The sequence below is a fragment of the Apibacter mensalis genome, from assembly GCF_001418685.1.
Lineage (GTDB): Bacteria > Bacteroidota > Bacteroidia > Flavobacteriales > Weeksellaceae > Apibacter > Apibacter mensalis.
The window spans coordinates 49,852-67,531 of sequence record NZ_LIVM01000010.1 but is presented as its reverse complement, the minus strand read 5'-3'; the positions used below and the strand labels follow the sequence as shown (position 1 = coordinate 67,531).

General features: G+C 29.8%; 15 protein-coding genes. 12 read left to right on the top strand and 3 right to left on the bottom strand.

Annotation, left to right across the window (positions count from 1 at the left end):
- Positions 1 to 131: 131 nt before the first annotated feature.
- Positions 132 to 1,199, bottom strand: coding sequence for a peptidylprolyl isomerase (locus ASC36_RS07910; RefSeq protein WP_055425959.1), 1,068 nt, complete (start codon positions 1,197 to 1,199; stop codon positions 132 to 134).
- A gap of 659 nt (positions 1,200 to 1,858) precedes the next feature.
- Here ASC36_RS07910 and pheS point away from each other — a divergent pair.
- The 6 genes from pheS to rplS all read left to right on the top strand — a co-directional run bounded on the left by pheS (position 1,859) and on the right by rplS (position 8,734).
- Entirely contained in the window at positions 1,859 to 2,875 is a 1,017-nt protein-coding gene (pheS, locus tag ASC36_RS07900) for a phenylalanine--tRNA ligase subunit alpha (RefSeq protein WP_055425957.1), read from the top strand.
- A gap of 129 nt (positions 2,876 to 3,004) precedes the next feature.
- On the top strand, positions 3,005 to 4,741 hold the full coding sequence (locus tag ASC36_RS07895) for a thiamine pyrophosphate-dependent enzyme (protein ID WP_055425956.1): 1,737 nt from the start codon (positions 3,005 to 3,007) through the stop codon (positions 4,739 to 4,741).
- A 114-nt stretch (positions 4,742 to 4,855) separates the two neighbouring features.
- The gene (gene aroC / locus ASC36_RS07890; protein ID WP_055425955.1) at positions 4,856 to 5,917 is read left to right on the top strand and encodes a chorismate synthase; all 1,062 of its coding nucleotides are present in this window, start codon (positions 4,856 to 4,858) and stop codon (positions 5,915 to 5,917) included.
- Positions 5,918 to 6,168: 251 nt separating this feature from the next.
- Positions 6,169 to 6,774 (top strand): thioredoxin family protein, encoded by a 606-nt coding sequence (locus ASC36_RS07885; RefSeq protein WP_055425954.1) that lies wholly within the window; start codon positions 6,169 to 6,171, stop codon positions 6,772 to 6,774.
- A 236-nt stretch (positions 6,775 to 7,010) separates the two neighbouring features.
- Positions 7,011 to 8,102 (top strand): redox-regulated ATPase YchF, encoded by a 1,092-nt coding sequence (gene ychF, locus ASC36_RS07880; protein WP_055425953.1) that lies wholly within the window; start codon positions 7,011 to 7,013, stop codon positions 8,100 to 8,102.
- 278 nt (positions 8,103 to 8,380) lie between these two features.
- Positions 8,381 to 8,734: a 50S ribosomal protein L19 gene (gene rplS / locus ASC36_RS07875; protein ID WP_055425952.1), complete on the top strand. Its 354-nt coding sequence runs from the start codon at positions 8,381 to 8,383 to the stop codon at positions 8,732 to 8,734.
- Between the two features lie 85 nt (positions 8,735 to 8,819).
- On the opposite strand, the gene ASC36_RS07870 is transcribed toward rplS, so the two are convergent.
- Complete coding sequence (locus tag ASC36_RS07870; protein ID WP_055425951.1) at positions 8,820 to 9,329, bottom strand: helix-turn-helix domain-containing protein; 510 nt, start codon at positions 9,327 to 9,329, stop codon at positions 8,820 to 8,822.
- Between the two features lie 314 nt (positions 9,330 to 9,643).
- Between ASC36_RS07870 and ASC36_RS07865 the strand changes: the two genes are divergently transcribed.
- The 6 genes from ASC36_RS07865 to mtaB all read left to right on the top strand — a co-directional run bounded on the left by ASC36_RS07865 (position 9,644) and on the right by mtaB (position 16,365).
- Positions 9,644 to 10,825 carry a M14 family zinc carboxypeptidase gene (locus tag ASC36_RS07865; RefSeq protein WP_055425950.1) on the top strand — a complete coding sequence of 394 codons (1,182 nt, stop codon included), beginning with the start codon at positions 9,644 to 9,646 and terminating at the stop codon, positions 10,823 to 10,825.
- 194 nt (positions 10,826 to 11,019) lie between these two features.
- Positions 11,020 to 11,976 carry a thioredoxin-disulfide reductase gene (trxB, locus tag ASC36_RS07860; protein WP_055425949.1) on the top strand — a complete coding sequence of 319 codons (957 nt, stop codon included), beginning with the start codon at positions 11,020 to 11,022 and terminating at the stop codon, positions 11,974 to 11,976.
- A 24-nt stretch (positions 11,977 to 12,000) separates the two neighbouring features.
- Complete coding sequence (gene recR / locus ASC36_RS07855; protein ID WP_055425948.1) at positions 12,001 to 12,615, top strand: recombination mediator RecR; 615 nt, start codon at positions 12,001 to 12,003, stop codon at positions 12,613 to 12,615.
- Between the two features lie 6 nt (positions 12,616 to 12,621).
- Positions 12,622 to 13,485, top strand: coding sequence for a glycosyltransferase family 2 protein (locus ASC36_RS07850; protein ID WP_055425947.1), 864 nt, complete (start codon positions 12,622 to 12,624; stop codon positions 13,483 to 13,485).
- Between the two features lie 676 nt (positions 13,486 to 14,161).
- Entirely contained in the window at positions 14,162 to 14,896 is a 735-nt protein-coding gene (locus tag ASC36_RS07845) for a carbonic anhydrase (protein ID WP_055425946.1), read from the top strand.
- A gap of 128 nt (positions 14,897 to 15,024) precedes the next feature.
- Positions 15,025 to 16,365 carry a tRNA (N(6)-L-threonylcarbamoyladenosine(37)-C(2))-methylthiotransferase MtaB gene (gene mtaB / locus ASC36_RS07840; protein WP_055425945.1) on the top strand — a complete coding sequence of 447 codons (1,341 nt, stop codon included), beginning with the start codon at positions 15,025 to 15,027 and terminating at the stop codon, positions 16,363 to 16,365.
- Between the two features lie 74 nt (positions 16,366 to 16,439).
- Here the strand turns inward: mtaB and serB are convergent, their stop codons facing one another.
- Entirely contained in the window at positions 16,440 to 17,672 is a 1,233-nt protein-coding gene (gene serB, locus ASC36_RS07835; RefSeq protein ID WP_055425944.1) for a phosphoserine phosphatase SerB, read from the bottom strand.
- Positions 17,673 to 17,680 lie beyond the last annotated feature (8 nt).

Below are 17,680 nucleotides of genomic sequence, written 5' to 3'. Positions count from 1 at the left end.
AGGTTTATTAGAAAAAATAACCAATCATAATATATAATAAAACACCTAATGAGTAAAAAATAGTTGAGATTACTGGTTATAAAATAAAAAAATAAAAATCCGGTTATACGTATAACCGGATTTTTATTTTTTTATTTAGCTTTTACAAGCTCGACTTTAAAAATAAGCCATGCATTCGGAGGAATAACTCCGCCACCGGCACCTTGAGCACCATAACCTAATGAGGGTGGAATTAAAAAAGTGGCTTTATCACCTTCATTCAAAAGTGAAATACCTTCTTCCCACCCTTTAATAACCATTCCTCTGCCTAATGGAAATTCAATAGGCTCATTTCTTGCAAAGGAAGAATCAAACACGTTTCCATTAACTAAAGATCCCTCATAATGCACAGAAACGGTATCTCCCGATTTAGCCTTAGCCCCCGAACCTTTTTCATCAATTTTATAAAAAAGTCCACTAGACGTTTGAATCATATTTAATTTTAATTCATCCAACTTTGCATTAATAACTTTTTGCTTTTCTTCCAAATACTTTTTATTCCTATTAGAAATTAAATCTTTATTGTCCTTAAAAAATTGCGCCGCATCATAATTTTTATATTCGTCTCCTTTAGTTATAATTGAAACTTTTTCAATTATTACAGGGTCTATCGGCTTATCTTGAGCACCGGTTTTAACACGTGCGATAATGTTAACCGTTTCCAAACCTTTAATTACCTCTCCAAAAATAGTATGTTTTCCATCCAGCCACGGAGTAGGGACTTCTGTTATAAAAAATTGGCTTCCATTGGTGTTGGGACCTGAATTAGCCATAGAAAGTATTCCTGTTCCGATATGCTTTAAATCGTTTTTTTCATCTTCAAACCTATATCCCGGACCACCCATCCCTGTTCCTTGTGGGTCGCCTGTTTGAATCATAAAATCTTTAATAACTCTATGAAAGATGATCCCGTCGTAAAATGGCTCACCCGGTTTTTTAGCATCGTTTGGAATTGTACCTTCAGCCAATCCAATAAAGTTAGCGACAGTAACCGGAGATTCTTGATCAAAGAATTTAACCAACATATTTCCCTTACTGGTTTTAATGTTTGCATATAAACCATTTCTAAGTCCGTTATACATTTGTTTGTCTATTTCCAATGTTTTACAATTTATAAAGGTTAGTATTAATAAACAATAAATTAAGATTTTGCAAATCATAATTATACTGTCATTTAGAAAACTCAAATTTACTAAATTAAATATTATCTTAAATTCTGAAGTTGATATAAGCGGTAATTCGTAGTTCACATATTACAAATTTATATTGTATATAGCTATAGTGATAAATTTTATTTTATATGATAATTTTTTTCAATTAAATATATATCTTAATTATAAAATTATATGGAAAAATAAATTTTTATGTATTATTAACTCTAAAAATTTAAAATTTGGTAAAATAGATATGATTATGATGGGATATATTATTGTAATTCTACAAAATTATTCTATTGTTATATAATTTTAATAAACGAAGTGTAATTGATGTTTTAATTAAATTATTTTTAAAAATTAAAAATAATAAAATCTAATATAATAAGATAAATGGTATGGTGTTTGTATATAAATAAATGATTACAAACACACTAAAATAGTTTATATTAAAAAATGGCATTATTTTAATGTTTATTTAGTTTTTATTTCTTCAAAAAACTTGGCCTCTATAAAAGGAGGCTTTTTATTTGGTACATCCTCTGGAAAATTGATATGAAATTATTTATGAAATCTTTTATTTAAATTAATAATAGTATTTTTGTTTTATTATTTTTGCAAAAAGATAAAAATCTTTATAAAATAGAAAATATTAAAGATAACTAATGATTAATACTATCAAAAAATATTTAGAAGAAGTTGAATTATTTACTTCTCAGAAGGCTGAAGATGTTGAACAGTTTAGAATCAAATACTTAGGAAAAAAAGGGATTTTGAATGATTTGTTTCAGAAATTCAAAGAAGTTCCTAATGAGAACAAAAAAGAATTTGGTCAATTAATTAATAATTTAAAACAATCGGTTACCCAAAAGATTAATTTTTTAAAAGAAAATGTTAGCGATTCTATTCAATCTGATATAGAAGAGGATTTAACTCGTCCCGGACTTGCATTGAATTTAGGAAGCAGGCATCCCATCAATATTGTAAAGCATAAGATAATCAACATATTTAAAAAAATAGGATTTTCTGTTGCTGACGGTCTTGAAATAGAAGATGATTGGCATAATTTTACAGCTTTAAACATGTCTGAATATCACCCGGCCAGGGATATGCAAGATACATTTTTTATTGAGAAAAATCCGGATATGGTATTAAGAACACATACTTCTTCTGTACAGATAAGATATATGAAGCAAAATGAGCCTCCAATCCGAATATTGTCTCCGGGACGAGTTTATAGAAACGAAGATATTTCGTCTCGGTCTCATTGTATGTTCCATCAAATAGAGGGACTGTATATTGATACGGATGTTTCTTTTGCAGATTTAAAACAAACTCTACAATATTTTACTTCAGAATTATTCGGTAAATCTGAAATACGTATGAGACCTTCTTATTTTCCATTTACAGAACCCAGTGCAGAAGTAGATGTTTATTGGGGATTGGAAACCGAAACCGATTATCGCATTACTAAAGGAACCGGTTGGTTAGAAATTTTAGGATGTGGAATGGTAGATCCCAATGTTTTAAAAAATGTTAACATTAATCCTGAAAAATACAGTGGCTTTGCATTTGGAATGGGTATTGAAAGAATAGTTATGCTTATGTACCAAATTGGAGATATTCGTATGTTTACAGAAAATGATATTCGAATGCTGCAGCAGTTTAAATATGAATTTTAAATTAGGATAAATTTATAACTATTTGTGGATGCTTTAGATAAATAATAATTTTTAAAAATATTAATGAAAAATATTTACCTGGAACAAATTTTGAGCAGTTAAATATATTTTATAAATATAAAAATTATAATGGAAAAAAAAGTAGCAGATCAATTAGTTGAAATATTAGCTGATGCCGGTATAAAAAGAATTTATGCTGTAACAGGCGATAGCTTAAATGAGCTTAACAGGGCCATTAAAAAAAAGGGTACAATCCAATGGATCCATGTTAGGAATGAAGAAGTCGGAGCCTTTGCTGCCGCTGCCGAAGCTGAATTGGAAGGCATTGCTTGTTGTGCCGGTAGTTCCGGTCCCGGACATATACATTTAATTAATGGTCTGTATGAAGCAAATAGAGCAAATGTACCTGTTATAGCCATTGCTTCTACTTGTGGAACAAGAGAATTTGGTACTGATTATTTTCAGGAGACCAATATTATCAAACTTTTTGATGATTGCAGTGTATACAACCAAATTGCAACTTTGCCTGAACAAGCCCCCAGAATGCTGCAAAGAGCGATTCAAAATGCTATATCCAAAAAAGGTGTTTCCATATTGGGTTTACCCGGTGATTTGGAATCAAAGCCTGCCGAGGACATATTAAGTTCTTTAAAAATTTATCAAAACAATCCCATTCTAAGACCCTCCGACCAAGAGATACAATCTCTTGCTGATATTCTTAACGCCAGTGATAAGATTTCCATCTATTGCGGTATTGGTGCTTCTAAGGCACATGACGATCTGATAGAACTTGCCGGAAGATTAAAAGCTCCCGTAGGATATTCTTTTAGAGGAAAAATGGGTATACAGTATGAAAATCCTTATGAAGTAGGAATGACAGGATTACTAGGCTTACCTTCAGCATTTCAAAGTATGCATGAAGCAGATGTTGTACTACTTTTAGGTACTGATTTTCCTTATTCTAATTTTATGCCTTCCAACAAAAAAATAATTCAGATTGATGAAAGAGCAGACCGTTTAGGAAGAAGGGCTAAAGTAGATATGGGACTGTGCGGAAAAATTGAAGATACTCTGCCGGTATTATTACCTTTGATTGAAGAAAAGCAAGAGGATTCCTTTCTTAAAAAACAGCTGAAAAAATATGAAAAAGTAAAAGAAGATTTAAATATATATGTTAATGATCCGGGAAAAGAAAATCTGATACATCCAGAATATGTTGCATCAGTTATCAATAAATTAGCAACCAAAGATGCAATATTTACGGTAGATACGGGTATGTGCTGTGTATGGGGTGCTCGCTATATCCACGCAACAGGAGCTAGGAAAATGTTAGGGTCTTTTAGTCATGGAACAATGGCCAATGCAATGCCTATGGCTATAGGTGCGTCTTTATCGCAACCTGACAGTCAGATTATAGCTTTTTGCGGAGATGGTGGTATTTCCATGTTATTAGGAGATTTGGCAACTATATATCAATATAAGTTACCGATCAAATTATTTGTATTTAATAATCGATCATTAGGGATGGTAAAACTTGAAATGGAAGTAGATGGTATACCGGATAATGAAACAGATATGATAAATCCTGATTTTGCAATGATTGCTATGGCTATGGGCTTTAAAGGTATACATGTAAGTAAGCCGGAAGAGGTTGAAGGAGCGGTACAAGAAGCATTTTCAACAGAAGGCCCTGTGTTAGTTAACATAATGACAGACCCTAATTCACTCGCCTTACCACCTAAAATTGAGTGGAGTCAAATTAAAGGAATGACTACTTCTATGACTAAGATGATGTTGGGCGGAAACATTAAAGAAGTTGTTAATACAATTCAAAGCAATATCAAACATATAAAATCCTTAATTTAGCAAATTGGAAATTGATATTATTAATAAAAATAAACAGAAAATCTAATTTAGGTTTTCTGTTTTTGTAAATAATGCTAGGTAAAAATTTACTTTATTTTTTACATTTGTAAGAATATGTTCAACGAATTTGGTAAATTTATTAAGCTAACTACCTTTGGTGAAAGTCACGGGCTTGCACTTGGAGGTATAATTGATGGTTTTCCTGCAGGATTGTCCGTTAATTTTGATGAAATACAAAAAGATTTGGATCGTAGGAAACCCGGGCAGTCCAGAATTGTAACTCAACGTAAAGAAGAAGATAAGGTAGAATTTATTTCCGGTATATTTGATGGGAAAACAACAGGACAATCTATTGGATTTATTATAAAAAATACCAATCAAAAATCCAAGGATTACGATCATAACACAGGAGTTTTCAGACCGTCTCATGCAGATTTTACTTATTTTCAAAAATATGGAATCAGAGATTATCGAGGCGGGGGAAGAACATCGGCAAGAGAAACGGTTAACTGGGTTGTTGCCGGAGCTCTAGCAAAGCAATTAATTTCTTCCATACGCTTTCATGCTTTTGTTTCTTCCATAGGTGAAATTACCCTGCAAAAAAATATAAATGAGCTGGATTTAAACTTAACGGAATCTAATATAGTTAGATGCCCTGATCCAAAAACTGCTGAACAAATGATTCAGAAAATAGCTGAAATCAAAAAAGATGGAGATACTATTGGAGGAATCATTACCTGCATCATCAAAAACGTACCGGTAGGTTTAGGAGAACCAATTTTTGATAAATTATCTGCAAGGTTGGCTCAAGGCATGATGAGTATTAATGCTGCTAAAGGATTTGAAATAGGCAGCGGCTTTGCAGGTACGCAATTAAAAGGTTCTGAACATAATGATATTTTTATACAGGGAGGAAAAACACTTACTAATAATTCGGGTGGTGTACAAGGGGGAATATCTAATGGAATGGATATTGTATTTAAAGTGGCTTTTAAGCCGGTTGCCACCATAATGAAAGAACAACAAACTATTGACGAAAAAGGAAATGTGAGTACTATTAAAGGTAAGGGAAGGCATGATCCTTGTGTACTTCCCAGAGCAGTACCTATTGTAGAAGCAATTGCTGCTTTCGTTCTGGCGGATTTTTGGTTAATGAATAAGGCTAGAAAAATTTAATTTCTATCTTTAGAATATAGTGTAAATAATATTTAAAATAATTATTCATTACCGGTCAGTAAATATTATTTGAAAATATCTTTCATTTAGTTATCGATGAAGTCACATAATTTTATTTTCAAAAGATATAAATGAACAGATAATATAAGATTATGAATTTAAAAACGCATACTATTAAAAATTTATAAAGCGATTTAAGTCTACAAAAATTATAACTAAAGTCGAATATAATAAAATGTAATAAGTAAGAAATGGTTAATTCAATAAAATTAGAAAACTATTGGGACAAAGGGGTGTCTTACGATGAATATAAAGATATTATAGAAATACAAGCTAAAGAAGGAATACTTTCTGAAAACGCAGATATTAAGAAATTAGCCGAATATACACGTTTAAACTTAAGTCGAATTAATCGGAATGATAAATCGATAGTGTTGGAGGAATCAATTATTTCAAGCTTGAAGAAAATTTCTCATAGAATACATATTTTAGTTATATCTGAAGGCTGGTGCGGAGATGCAGCACAGATAGTGCCTGTGATAAATAAAATTTCTGAAGTTTCTGAAAAGTTGGAAATGAGAATTTTTTTTAGAGATCAAGATGAATTATTGATTAATCATTACTTAACTAATGGAGGTAAGGCTATACCTATTGTAATTTTTATAGATGCAGAAACCTCCAAGGAAATTACTCATTGGGGACCTCGGCCTAAACCTTGTGCACCATTTCTAAAAAAATACAAAACAGATCCTGAAAATTATACCCATGACGATTTTGCAAAAGATATTCAAGGATTTTATAATAAAGATAAAGGCCGAACCATTTCTCAAGAATTGGTAGAGATGATTTTAAGGTAAAAAAATATAAATATTTATATTTTTTAAAAGTCTATAAAATTATATAATTAAACCTTAATGAATTGAATTAAAAAAATATACTAATATAGTAAATGGATCGTTATATGAAATACGAAAATTTTAATTATGGCTTCGTTTAAATTAAAAATATCTTTTCATATATATTTATCTTGATTTACTAAACCTGTCATAAAGCTAAATTATAATTTTATATATTTGTCACAAATTTTTCAAGTATGAAATGTGGAATCGTTGGTTTACCCAATGTTGGGAAATCTACCTTGTTTAATTGTTTATCTAACGCAAAAGCACAATCTGCTAATTATCCATTCTGTACTATTGAACCGAATGTGGGTACAGTTTCAGTGCCCGACCTGAGGTTAAATAAACTTGAGGCATTAGTAGTCCCTGAAAGGGTAGTTCCAGCCGTAGTGGAAATAGTAGATATTGCCGGTTTAGTAAAAGGAGCCAGTAAAGGAGAAGGATTGGGAAATCAATTTTTAGCTAATATTAGAGAAACCCATGCTATTATACATGTGCTGCGTTGTTTTAAAAATGATAATATAACTCATGTTGAAGGAACTATAGATCCGGTTAGAGATAAAGATATTATTGATATCGAGCTGCAACTTAAAGATTTAGAAACGATTGAAAAGAAATTGGACAAATCGAAAAGAGCAGCTAAAGCCGGAAATAAGGAAGAACAGCAAATTGTATCTGTTTTAGAAAAGTTAAGAGCTTTTATTGAAGAAGGTAAAAATGCACGGGAATTTGAAACAGATACTATTACAGAGCCAATTATTGCAGAATTACAACTTTTGACTTTTAAACCTATCATGTATGTGTGTAATGTAGATGAAAAATCTGCAAAAGAGGGTAACGAATATGTAGAAAAAGTAAAAGAAAAGGTTAAAGATGAAAAAGCAGAAGTTATAGTATTAGCAGCTCAAATTGAGGCAGATATTTCAGAATTGGAAACCTATGAAGAACGTCAGATATTTTTAGAAGAATTAAATTTAAAGGAACCGGGTGTAAATCGTTTGATACGTCAAGCATATAAACTCCTAAATTTACAAACCTATTTTACCGCAGGTGTTAAGGAAGTAAGAGCTTGGACTATTGAAAAAGGATGGACAGCTCCTCAAGCAGCCGGTGTTATACATACAGATTTTGAAAAAGGATTTATTAGAGCGGAAGTTATCTCTTATGAAGATTTTGTAACCTATGGATCTGAAGCTAAGGCAAAAGAAGCCGGAAAATTATATGTTGAAGGTAAAGAATATATAGTTAATGACGGAGATATTATACATTTTCGCTTTAATGTATAAACTATTTTCTTATCAAATAATTTTTTAGATTTTTACACTGTATATTTAATAAACTTTTTCTTTTATATGTGGTAAACACAAATAGAAGAAGAAAAGCTGAATTTTTTTATTAAATTGTTAAACTAATTGAAATAAAATTTCTTACTATTTCAATAGCTTTTTAAAATTTATTATAGTATTTGTAGAATTAAATAAGAATTTTTAATTTTGCATTCAATTGATTAACCTCTGACGAAAGACGTGAATGTTATTTAATTTTTAATTGTTATATTTTTTAAATGGAACCATTAATTAAGTACGTACAGGATAAGTACATTGCAAAAAAAGAGTTTCCTAAGTTTGGATCCGGGGATACTCTTACCGTTTATTACGAAATTAAAGAAGGTAATAAAACAAGAACTCAGCATTTTAAAGGAGTAGTTATTCAAGTAAAAGGAACCGGTGCAACCAAAACATTTACTATCAGAAAAATGAGCGGTGATGTAGGTGTTGAAAGAGTTTTTCCTATTAACATGCCGGCACTTCAAAATATTGAAGTTAACAGAAGAGGAAAAGTACGTAGAGCAAGAATTTACTATTTTAGAGATCTGCGTGGTAAAAAAGCAAGAATAAAGGATGCAAGGGTTAAATAATATTACTTTTTGTATTCATTTTAAAATAAAAGAGGAAAATTAAATTTTTCCTCTTTTTTTGTTTACTACTTTTTCCCTATAGAAATTAATTTTCAAATGCTTCAAACGTATTATCTTCATATATTATTAAAATTTTCGCTATTTTTTTCTTCTTATTTTCCTTTTTATTAAGGAGTGAATTTTTGATTAGTTGATCTTCTGTTTGGGAATTTTCTTTTATACTATTTTCAGACATTTGAGCAGTTCCAAAATTATTAGTATTTAATCTATTTACTTCTTCATTATCCACTTCATCTAAATCAAATAATGAAGGAGATAGTTGTTTTTGTATTGTCTTATCGCCTAAATCTAAATGAGCCTTTTTTATATCTTCTGATTGAGACTTCAAAGGCTTTCCTTTTCCTAAAATAAGCCATTCAGAATTTATTTCAGGAAAAACAGATAGTGTACGTTCTAGAAAATCTAAGGAAGGTTTATTTCGAGCTGAAGTTATATGTGATATGCTGGATCTTTGGACATTTATCTTATCAGCAAATTCCCCGGATGTTAATCCTAAAATTTCTATAAGGGTAGAGATTCTTTTATCAATTCCCATAATTTACAAATGTTAATTGTTTACAAATGTGAAACAAGATAATAAGTACAAAGTTACTAAATATAATTACGAATACAACATTAAAATAACTTAAAGTGAACTTTAATTAAATGATTAAATAAATATATATAAAACACTGAAAAATAAATATATAATAATTAAAAAATAAAAAATAAAGACAAATAATTTTATTTGCATGTGAAAAATATTGGAACAAATGAGATATAAAATAATATTATTTCACAAATGTAAATTACAAATGTAAATAAAGAAAGACTATCAATATTTGAATATCTTTGTGAAAAAATATAGATATGCACACAGAGTTTAAAATCTTTGAATTAGATGAAAATTTAAATATTGAAGAAAATTTTAAAAATAGATATGTAAATCCTATTCATCTTTCTGAGTTTTTAATAAGTAGTTATAAAAGTTTACTTAAAGAAATTGGAAGATCAGAGTTAAATAGGCCTATATATAAATTGACCATTGGTAAGGGTAATAAAAATGTATTAATCTGGACACAGATGCATGGAAACGAAACGACGGGTACGTTAAGCTGTCTAGATTTGCTTAAATTTTTTGAAAATGAAAAAAAATTATCTCACGCAATTCTCAATAAGTTTACATTAGATATTATTTTCATGTTAAATCCGGATGGAGCTGAAATTTGGACACGAAGAAATATACTAGGCATCGATATAAATCGTGATTTTTTATCAGCTTCTTCAATTGAAATGCAATTATTGAAAAAAACTGCCGGTGAAAAACATTATGATTTGGCATTTAATTTACATGATCAAAGGACTATATTTGGAATAGAAGGAAAAAAAGAACCGGCTACATTGGCCTTTTTATCTCCATCAGTATCCGTAGAAAGAGAAATAACCGAAACCCGAAAAAAATCAATGGGATTAATAGTTGATATATACAAAGAAGTTTCAAAGCTTTTACCCAATAAAATATCAAGATTTTCTGATGAATTTTATCCGAGGTCTGTTGGTGATAATTTTCAAAAATTAGGTATTCCTACTATACTATTTGAAGGAGGTCATTATCCCAAAGATTATTACCGTCAAAAAACTCGAAGATATTTTACCTTATCGTTGATTGCAGCACTATATTATGCATCTGTTAAAAATGAATGGCAAACCGGGTATGAATTATATGAGAAAATCCCTACTAATTCTTCATCATTTTACGATATAATTTATCGAAATGTACGGATACATGAAGAAAAAACGGAAACAGTTGATATTGCAATTCAATATGTTGAAAAAATTAATACGGGTGAGAATGAAATATCATTTATTGCTAAAATTGAGGATATTGGCGACCTATCATTTATTAATGGACACGAAGAAATAGATGCAGAAGGAAGATGTATATGTATGGCGGAATCAACTATTAAATTTCCTAAAGTAGGTATTCAAGCTGATTTTAAATTAGACGAATGGACTATTTTAAATGGTAAAAAATTAGATTCATTTGCTTAAATCATAATAAACCGAATTCGGTATGAATATGTGATTTTTCGCATTATTTTATGTCTTCGAAAAGATTAATTAATTAAAGTAATATAACCGACAAGAGTTTAAAAAAAATAATTTAATATGTAGTTTAAATAATCCTACACACAGCCTCAAAGATAAATTTAGTAACTTTACCGAATTATTTATATATGATAAAGATGATTGAAAACAAAAATATAGTAGAGGTTATTATTATTGGTTCCGGTCCTTCAGGATTTACTGCAGCCATTTATTCAGCTAGAGCAGGTATGAATCCGCTTATTATTACCGGACTTGAATTAGGAGGGCAGTTGACAACTACCACTGAAGTAGAAAATTTCCCCGGCTATCCTGATGGTATTACCGGACCCGAAATGATGGTACAGTTACAAAAGCAGGCCGAAAAATTTGGTACACAGGTTATTATGGATACAGTGTCAGAGGTTGAATTAGGAAAAAATATAGGTGATATACATTTAGTAAAGACTATATCGGGAAGAGAATATCAAGCTAAGACAATTATTATCTCTACGGGTGCCAGTGCCAAATATTTAGGAAAAGATTTTGAAAAAACTTACAGAGGCGGAGGGGTATCAGCTTGTGCTACCTGTGATGGCTTTTTTTACAGAGGAAAAAATGTGGTGGTTGTAGGAGGAGGAGATACAGCAGTAGAAGAAGCAACTTATTTAGCTAAAATATGTAAAACAGTATTTATGGTCGTGCGTAAAGATTATCTCAAAGCATCTAAAATTATGCAGGAACGCATAGACCTAACAAGCAATATTGTTTTAATGTATAATACAGAATTAAAAGACTTAAAGGGAGAGAATAATTTAGTTTCCCAAGCGATTGTGGTAGATAACCAAACGAATGAAGAAAAAGTTTTGGAAGTAGACGGTATATTTATAGCTATTGGTCATAAGCCTAATACTGAGATTTTTAAGGGTAAATTAGACATGGATGAAACCGGATATTTGAATATTAAGCCTTTTAGCACGGAAACGAATATACCGGGAGTATTTGCCGCTGGAGATGTTGCTGATAAAAAATATAGACAAGCTATAACAGCAGCAGGCGCCGGATGTATGGCTGCATTAGATGCAGAAAAATATTTGTCATCCTTAGATCGTCATTAATTTATATTATTCATCTATCATAGTATGAATTATCCCAGCAAAATTTTAGAAAAAGCAGTAGAAGAAATCTCACAACTTCCGGGTATTGGAAAAAGAACTGCTCTTCGTTTAGCACTGCATTTATTAGATGTACCTAAAACTCAGGCAGATAATTTATCGAAATCTATTATACAGTTGGTTCATGAAATAAAACATTGCAAAAAATGTAATAATCTATCTGATACAGAGATTTGCACAATTTGTGCAAATCCGTATCGTAATGAAAAAATTATATGCGTCGTTGAAGATTTAAGAGATGTAATGGCAATAGAAAGCACCCAACAATATAACGGAAAATATCATGTATTGGGTGGAAGAATTTCTCCTATGGAAGGAGTTAGCGTGACCGATTTGTGTATTAATCCGTTAGTAGAGAGAGTCAAAGAGCAAAATATAGATGAAATTATATTTGCTTTAAGCGCAACCATTGAAGGAGATACTACTATGTTTTATTTATATAAAGTTTTGAATGATACACAAATAACATTTACAACCATTGCCAGAGGTATTGGAGTGGGAGACGAACTTGAATATACAGATGAATTAACTTTGATACGTTCTTTACAAAATAGAGTTCCTTACGATCAAGGTCATAAATAAAATTTAATGAAACAACTTTCCATAATTGTTGTTAATTATAAGGTAAAAAAATTTTTGAAAGATTGTATACAAAGTTGTTTATATGCAATTAAAAATATTGATGCTGAAATTATTGTAGTTGATAATAATTCTTTAGATGGCAGTCAAGAATTGATATCTGAATTATTTCCTCAGGTAAAATGGATTCAAAATACCACTAATTTAGGTTTTTCTAAAGCAAATAATATAGGAGTTATGCAATCTTCAGGAGAATATACTCTTATATTAAACCCGGATACCATAATCCCCCCGGATATTTTTGAAAAAATTATACCTTTTGCACAAAGTGCAAAAAATTTCGGAGCCTTAGGGGTCAGAATAGTTGATATTGATAATAATTATCGTCCTGAATCCAAAAGAAATTTGCCCAATCCTAAGAATGCATTTAATAAATTATTTTCTCAAATAGTTTCATTAAAAAAAAATAGACAATTATCAGGATATTACAATACCATTCTTGGAGAATTCGAGATAGGTAAAGTTGAGGTTTTAACAGGATGTTTTCTCCTTACTACCAAAAAAATATATACAGAAGTAGGAGGCTTTGATGAATCTTATTTTATGTATGGTGAAGATATAGATTTAAGCTATACTATTTTAAAAAGCGGTTATAAAAACTATTATTACGGAAAAACTTCCATTATCCATTATAAAGGGGCGGCAACTAATAAAGATAAACTTTATTACAAGAATTTTTTTAATGCAATGGAAATCTTTGTAAGAAAATATTTTAAAAAGCCTTATATAATTTATATTTTTTTACTATTAGGATTAAAAACTAGATATTACCTAGCTTTATTCATTTATACAATTCAAAAGTATAAAAAATAAAATCTTTCAATTCAATTGTAATTAATTTAGTATAAAATTTATATATTTTATATAAATTAACAAATTAAAATTTTATTATTTGATAACTTTTAAATTAGATGAGAGTAAAATGATGGAAATCCCTAATATCGATACAAATGAAAATCTGACATATAACCTATAATTAGAGAGACTTAATAAAAATCCTATATATAAAATATCCGATTAATATTAAACTTAACGTATAGCAAGATAAGGAAGCCTTTAAATTTTTGTACTACTTATTTAAGATATTAAAAACCCAGATAAGCTCATCCTTAAAATTTGTCTTATCCGGAAGCATTACTAGTATATTTCCCGAGAAAACTTCTTTTAATTTTAATAATTTTTTAAATCTTAAGATTTAACTGCATCAGCTGTAAAACATATCACTAGTGAAAAGTAAAAAGCAAAAAAACTAAACGAATTCTTATTGGTGTTAGGTTTTAAGGTCTTAAATCAATAGATTTAGCCATGAATGAAATTTTAATTAAAAAAATAACTGTAAGTTTAGCTCGGATGATCGTAAATTAATAAATTATTATTTATAATTATTACTTTATAAAAAATAGCCCAATTTTTTTAATTAACAAAAATTTAACATTTATATTGTTTGATAGATAGATAATTTTGTATTAAATTATAATTAATAAAAACAATGAAAAAAGCATGTTTATTTTTAAGTATATTGGTTGCAACCATGAGCTATTCTCAAAATCATCATTGGGGGTATGAGGGAGAATCATCTCCGGAACATTGGGGAGAATTGGAAGAAGGCAAACAATGTGGTATCGGTAAATATCAATCACCAATTAACATTTCAAAATCGAAGTATAAAAAAGATTTACCCCCTATACTATTTAATTACGGAACAGGTGAAATTGAGGATATAGAAGATAATGGACATTCTCTTCAATTTGATTTTAAATCCGGAAGCACCATTACGTATAATAATAAAGTTTATACTTTGGTACAATTTCATGCTCATGAAGAATCTGAACATACTATTGATAGAGTAAGATATCCGCTTGAATTACATTTTGTACATAAAGCAAATGATGGTTCTGTGTTGGTTATTGGTGTGTTAGTAAAAGAAGGAAATCTAAATTCATATTTTGAAAAACTCGAAATTTTCAAAACGTTAAAAGGAGTAGGAAAAATTAAAACAATTATAAAATTCAATCCTGAAAATTTATATCCTAAAGATAAATCCTATTTTACCTATTTGGGATCTTTAACAACGCCTCCATGTGCAGAAAATGTTACATGGATAGTTTTTAAAAACCCGATCACTATGAGTGAAGATGAAATCGATGAAATAAAATATCATTTACCTAAAACGAATAACAGGCCTCTTCAACCATTAAACGGAAGAACTATATTTAACAATTAGAAAAATATTTGAATTTATTTAATTCCCTGATTATTTTTTAATTGGGGAATTTTTAATAAAATCATAAAGTTCATTTAATACTAATTATATTAATTTCAGTAAATAAATTAAATATGTAATTTTGCATTATGCTAAAAGAAATCAGTAAATCAGTAGCTTTTCATACCATAGGATGTAAATTAAATTTTGCTGAAACCTCTACCATTGCCAGACAATTAACTGAGGAAGGATTTGTAAAGGTATCTTTTAATGAAACGGCAGATGTTTATATTATCAATACTTGTTCTGTAACCGATAATGCAGATAAGGAATGTAAAACTATAGTTAAAAGAGCATTGAATTTAAATCCTGATGCGCTAATTTGTATAATTGGTTGTTATGCTCAATTAAAACCGGATGAAATTAGTAAGATTGATGGAGTGGATTTAATATTGGGAGCTAAGGAAAAATTTAATATACATAAGTATATCATGGACCTTAAAAAAGATTCAGGTGTAAAAGTTCATTCTTGTGAAATAGATCAAGCAGATTTTTTTGTCGGTTCTTATTCTATTGGAGACAGAACCCGCGCATTTTTAAAAGTTCAAGATGGTTGTGATTATAAGTGTACTTATTGTACAATTCCTTTAGCAAGAGGTATTTCACGATCTGCAGAGCTTGGTAATATTATAAAACAAGCGGAAGAAATTTCTAAAAAAGGAATTAAAGAGATTGTACTAACAGGAGTTAATATAGGCGATTACGGAAAAGGGGAGTTTGGCAATAAAAAACACCAACATACATTTTTAGAGTTAATTCAAAGTTTAGATAAGGTAGATGCTATTGAGCGAATACGAATTTCTTCGATTGAACCGAATTTGCTTAAAGATGAAATTATTGAATATGTAGCTGATTCAAATATTTTTGTTCCTCATTTTCATATTCCTTTACAATCCGGAAGCGATGATTTGTTGAAGAAAATGAAGCGTAGATATTTGACGCATTTATACAGTGAAAGAATTTATAAAATACATTCGGTACTAGATGATGCTTGTATAGGAGTAGATGTAATTGTTGGTTTTCCGGGAGAAACAGAAGAAAAGTTTTTGGAGACTTATAATTTTTTACATAAACTGCCTGTCAGCTATTTTCATGTTTTTACTTATTCGGAGAGGGATAATACAGAAGCTATTCTTATGGGAGATACAGTTTCTTATTCTGAAAGAAAGAAAAGAAACAAGATGTTGAAAATTCTATCAGAAAAAAAACGATACGCATTTTACGAATCCCAGTTGGGAAAAATTAAAAAAGTTCTTTGGGAGCATGAGAACAAAAATGGAATGATGTACGGATATACCGAAAACTACGTACGTGTTTGTCAACCCTACAATCCAAAACTTATTAACCAACTAGAGGAAGTATATCTTGAAAAACTTGATTCTTTAGGAAATGTACGGGTACGATCTGCTATTGCAGCCAATTCATTTTAAAGAATCAAATAATTTTTACAGTAAGTAAATACAAAACAAACTGATTTTATTAAGCCTTAGAGTTAATTCTGGTTTTAGGATATAGTTGTCATTTCAATATCTTCAGAAGAATCTTTATAACCTAAGAAATATAAAATTCCATCTAATCCTATAGTAGATAAGGAATGATTTGCATTTTGTTTAACTGTTGGCTTTGCATGAAATGCAATTCCTAGTCCTGCTATGGATAGCATAGGCAAATCATTGGCACCGTCGCCTACTGCAACAGTTTGTTGTATATCTATATTTTCAAAAGTTGAAATTAATTTTAAATATTCAGCTTTTTTCTTTCCATCTACAATGTCTCCTATGTAATTACCTGTTAATTTTCCATCTATGATTTCCAATTTATTAGCAAATACATAATCAAATCCGAATTTTTCCTTAAGATAATCTCCGAAATAGGTAAATCCACCGGAAATGATAGCCGTTTTAAATCCACTTTTTTTAAGGACTCCCATTAATCTTTCAAGGCCTTCAGTAATAGGTAAATTATCCGCTATTTCTCTTAAAACGATTTCATCCAAGCCTTTTAATAACTTAATTCTTTTTTTAAAACTTTCAGAAAAATCTATTTCTCCATTCATAGCTGATTCAGTTATTGCCTTTACTTCACTACCTACACCCGCTTTAATTGCAAGCTCATCAATAACTTCTGTTTGAATTAAGGTAGAGTCCATGTCAAAGCAAATTAAACGTCTCATCCTTCTATATCTGTTCTCTTCCTGTAAAGCAATATCAATATTTAAATCGGATGATAAGGATAAGAATTTATTTTGTATTTCTTTTATATTAAATATATTACCCCTCACAGCAAATTCAAAACAGGTTCGATCTATATTTCGATCTAAGGGAATACGTTGAGTTAGACGTATAATCCGTTCAATATTAAGTTTAAAATCCAGTAAGACTTTTGATACTTTCGAAATTTGTTGTGCACTGATTTCTTTACCGAGAATATTAATTATATATCTATTTTTACCTTGGACTTTTACCCAATTACTGTATTCTTCTTTAGTTAGGGCAGAAAACCTAACATTAATCTCCAATGTATTGGCCTTCAATAATATATCTTTTAAAATATTTCCGGAGCTGCCATTTTCAGACATAAAGATTATGGCTAGTGAAAGTGAATGATGAATATTGGCTTGACCAATGTCAAGTATTTTTGCATTATATTTTCCTAAGATTTGAGTTATTGCAGTAGTTATTCCTGGCTTATCAACTCCTGAAATGCTTACTAAAATTATTTCTGATGAATTTTTCATATGAAAAA

Bases quoted from the DNA above. Each gene is read 5' to 3' on its own strand.
- ASC36_RS07910 (WP_055425959.1), bottom strand. From the start codon at position 1,199: ATGATTTGCAAAATCTTAATTTATTGTTTATTAATACTAACCTTTATA.
- pheS (WP_055425957.1), top strand. From the start codon at position 1,859: ATGATTAATACTATCAAAAAATATTTAGAAGAAGTTGAATTATTTACT.
- ASC36_RS07895 (WP_055425956.1), top strand. From the start codon at position 3,005: ATGGAAAAAAAAGTAGCAGATCAATTAGTTGAAATATTAGCTGATGCC.
- aroC (WP_055425955.1), top strand. From the start codon at position 4,856: ATGTTCAACGAATTTGGTAAATTTATTAAGCTAACTACCTTTGGTGAA.
- ASC36_RS07885 (WP_055425954.1), top strand. From the start codon at position 6,169: ATGGTTAATTCAATAAAATTAGAAAACTATTGGGACAAAGGGGTGTCT.
- ychF (WP_055425953.1), top strand. From the start codon at position 7,011: ATGAAATGTGGAATCGTTGGTTTACCCAATGTTGGGAAATCTACCTTG.
- rplS (WP_055425952.1), top strand. From the start codon at position 8,381: ATGGAACCATTAATTAAGTACGTACAGGATAAGTACATTGCAAAAAAA.
- ASC36_RS07870 (WP_055425951.1), bottom strand. From the start codon at position 9,329: ATGGGAATTGATAAAAGAATCTCTACCCTTATAGAAATTTTAGGATTA.
- ASC36_RS07865 (WP_055425950.1), top strand. From the start codon at position 9,644: ATGCACACAGAGTTTAAAATCTTTGAATTAGATGAAAATTTAAATATT.
- trxB (WP_055425949.1), top strand. From the start codon at position 11,020: ATGATTGAAAACAAAAATATAGTAGAGGTTATTATTATTGGTTCCGGT.
- recR (WP_055425948.1), top strand. From the start codon at position 12,001: ATGAATTATCCCAGCAAAATTTTAGAAAAAGCAGTAGAAGAAATCTCA.
- ASC36_RS07850 (WP_055425947.1), top strand. From the start codon at position 12,622: ATGAAACAACTTTCCATAATTGTTGTTAATTATAAGGTAAAAAAATTT.
- ASC36_RS07845 (WP_055425946.1), top strand. From the start codon at position 14,162: ATGAAAAAAGCATGTTTATTTTTAAGTATATTGGTTGCAACCATGAGC.
- mtaB (WP_055425945.1), top strand. From the start codon at position 15,025: ATGCTAAAAGAAATCAGTAAATCAGTAGCTTTTCATACCATAGGATGT.
- serB (WP_055425944.1), bottom strand. From the start codon at position 17,672: ATGAAAAATTCATCAGAAATAATTTTAGTAAGCATTTCAGGAGTTGAT.